Annotated in this window: 2 protein-coding genes; one reads left to right on the forward strand and one right to left on the reverse strand. The window is 68.8% G+C overall.

Annotated features, from left to right (window positions below; genetic code table 11):
• Window positions 1–811 (forward strand): hypothetical protein (locus tag VF697_RS04710; RefSeq protein ID WP_331092274.1); only part of this gene is annotated, 811 nt, incomplete at its 5' end.
• Between the two features lie 15 nt (window positions 812–826).
• Here the strand turns inward: VF697_RS04710 and VF697_RS04715 are convergent.
• Window positions 827–3,245 (reverse strand): class I tRNA ligase family protein (locus VF697_RS04715; RefSeq protein ID WP_331092275.1); only part of this gene is annotated, 2,419 nt, incomplete at its 5' end.

Here is a 3,245-nt window from a genome sequence, read left to right on the forward strand (position 1 = left end):
GGAACAGGAGTTGGACGGCGAGTGCACCTCGGACTGGGTGAACAATCCGTGCACCGTCGCGGACTCCGCCGCGTGCGGAACCGGCAGCGCCGGGGTGGACACGTACAACAGCCCCAACAACTGTGAGCTCGGGGGAATGAAGTGCGATCCCCGGCCGCGCCTGTGCAATCGGAACTCGAAGACGTACTGGTTCACGGCCATCGCGCCCCTGTCCGTCTACGACAACCACGGCGCCCTGCTGGGCAACGTGACCACCGGGACGAAGCTGCGCATCAACCTGGGCACGCGCAGGACGCTCTCCAACATCCACCCGAACTACATGGTCATGGGCTTCTCGGTGCCGACCAGCAATGGGGCCATCAGCGGCTGGGTCCGTCCTGACTTGTTGGACGCGGGCTACACCAACATCATGAACTGGATCGGTGCGAACTACCGGCCGGCACCCGATCCGGGCGGGACCTACAGCAACTGGTACATCATCCCCTCGAACAACGCGCCCTACGAGGGGCTGCACGTGACCAACGACTGCCCCGCCGGCAACATGGCGGTGCACTACCTGGGACGCAATGGCCGCATCAACCTGATTACCAACCTGCCGGGAAAGGGCTCGCCGACGAAGGCCGTCTACCCGAACACCACCCGGCTCAACTTCAAGCGGGCCCAGGTGCAGCACTCCGTCTCGATGCCCCTCTACAACTGCAGCAGCGGCACGGCGGTGAGGGTCTCGGCCACGCTCGACTTCGTGTACGGCTATGTCGATTCCGGCCACTTTGGTTGGATCGCCCTGCCCAACCTGACGACCACGCCCTAGGGCGTGGAGAGAGTGTCAGGCGCGCTCCACGCGCAGGCGGGCGGGTAGGCCGTTGAGTTGGAGCTCCTCCTCCTGGCCGGTGAGCCCCTCGGGGCCCACCCGCAGCTCCGAGGTGAGCGTCTCGCGGGAGATGAGCTCCCGGGCCTCCTCCGTCACCTTGCGCACCCGCGCATCGCCGTCCACCCACAGGCGGATCCGATCCGTGTACCCGAGCGCCAGGTCCTTGCGCGCTGCCTGCACCCGGGCGAGCAGCTCGCGCACCAGGCCCTCGTCCACGAGCGCCTCGGTCAGCTCGGTGTGGAGCACCACCACGCCCACCCCCGCGCCAGCGGCGGCATAGCCGGGGTTGGCCTCCACCAGCACCTCCAGCTCCTCGGCGGGGAAGACCATGGCCTCACCGTCCACGGTGAGCGCCACCTTGCCCTCGCGGGACAGCTCGCGCTGGAGGCTCCGGCTGTCGGCCGCGTCGAAGGCCTTGCGCACCGGCGCCAGCTTGGGGCCGAGCCGGCTGCCCATGGTGCGCAGGTTGGGCCGCACCTTGTAGCGCACCACGTCCGCCTCCTGGCCCGCCTCGAGGAAGCGCACCTCGTGGACGTTCAGCTCGTCGGCGATGAGCTCGCGGTACACGGCCACGCGCTCCTGGAGCTCGCGGCGCGAGAGCATCACGTCCGCGTGGGACAGCGGCTGGCGCACCTTGAGCTTGTTGTCCGTGCGTACCTTGAGGCCCAGGGACACCAGCTCGCGCACCGCGCCCATCTCCGTGGACAGCCCCTCGTCGATGAGGCGTGCGTCCTCCTCGGGGAAGCGACCCAGGTGGACGCTCTCCGGCTGGGACGTGGGCCAGGGCCGGCGCACCAGGTTGCTCCACAGCTCCTCGGCGAAGAAGGGGATGAAGGGCGCGGACAGCGCGGCGATCGTCGTGAGCGCCTCGTACAGGGTGAAGTAGGCGTCCAGCTTGTCCTGCTCCAGGCCCGGTCCCCAGAAGCGCTCGCGGCTGCGGCGCAGGTACCAGTTGGAGAGCGCGTCCACCAGCGCCACCAGCCGCTGCGCGCCATCGTAGACCCGGTAGCCATCCAGCGCCTTCGTGACGTCGCGCAGGGCGAGCTGTACCTCGGAGAGGATCCACCGATCCAACACCGTGCGCTGGGCGGGCTCGCGCCAGCCGGTGCTCTTCCGGATGGCGCGCCAGGGCACCTCGGTGGAGTCCGGGTTGCCTCGGGCCGGCGAGAAGCCGTCGATGTTCGCGTAGATGGTGAAGAACGAGTAGACGTTGCGCAGCTTGACCTGGAAGTCCTTCTGCAGGAGCCGCACGTTGCTGAGCGAGTGGCGCGTGTTGGACCAGGTGGGGCTCGCCGCGAAGAAGAACCAGCGGAAGGCGTCCGCGCCCGGGGCCCGGGTCCCGGGGTCCTTGAGCACCACGCGCTCGGCGGGGCCCAGCCGGGGCACCTCCACCGGCATCACATCCACGCCGCGCGCCGAGGGCGCCACCCCGAGCGCCTCCAGCTCGCGCTTGCCCAGCAGCAGCACGCGCCGCTTGAGCTTCTTGTGGGCCTTCACCGTGAGGGTGAGGGCCTTGTCCGGCGCGTCGGGGCGGAACACCTGCACCTTCGCGCCCTCCTGGATGTCCAGGCCCTCCAGGTCCTCGCGGGCGATGAGTGCCTCGCCGGCCACGCCCGGGACGCCCGCCGCCTTGTCATCGAGCACGGCGAAGTCCATGCGGACCTCATCGAGGATGATCTCCGGCGGGGTGTAGTTGCCCTTGGACTTGGACTCCTTCTTGCCCTCCTTGTCCGAGACGTGGCCGAGCACGATGCAGCTCTTGTACGGCAGGGGCCAGCCGCGCTGGGGCATGAGGCCCTCGCGCCGCTGCGTCTCCTCGTCGAAGACGAGCGTGCTGATCATCAGCAGCGAGTAGAACCAGCCCCGCGTCTGATCAATCGCCTCGGAGATGAAGTCGGCGGGGAAGGCCTGGGCGAACTTCTCGCGCGAGCCGGCCGCGTGGGGATAGCCCCACTGGGCGAAAGGCATACACCCCGAGTCGAACCAGACATCCACCACTTCGGGCACGCGGACGAAGCGGCCGGGGGTGCCGGGCTTCTCGTAGGTGACCTTGTCGATCCACGGCTTGTGGACGATGAGGTGCTCGGCACTGGTGGCGCCGGGCTTGCTGGCCAGGAAGGCCTTGAGCTCGGCCTCCACGGCGGCGAGGTTGCTGCCGGGCTTCTCGCGCAGGGCCTGGAGCGAGGGAATGGCCTCCACCTCGCCCGTCTCCGAGTGCACCCACAGCGGCAGGGGCGTGCCCCAGTAGCGCTCGCGCGAGAGGGCCCAGTCCACGTTGTTCTCGAGCCAGTTCCCGAAGCGTCCGTGCTTCACATGGTCCGGGTGCCAAGTGACCGCCTCGTTCGATGCGAGCAGCTGGTCCTTTACCGCGGTG

It is taken from the genome of Archangium sp. (assembly GCF_036388035.1).
In the GTDB taxonomy this organism is placed as follows: domain Bacteria; phylum Myxococcota; class Myxococcia; order Myxococcales; family Myxococcaceae; genus Archangium.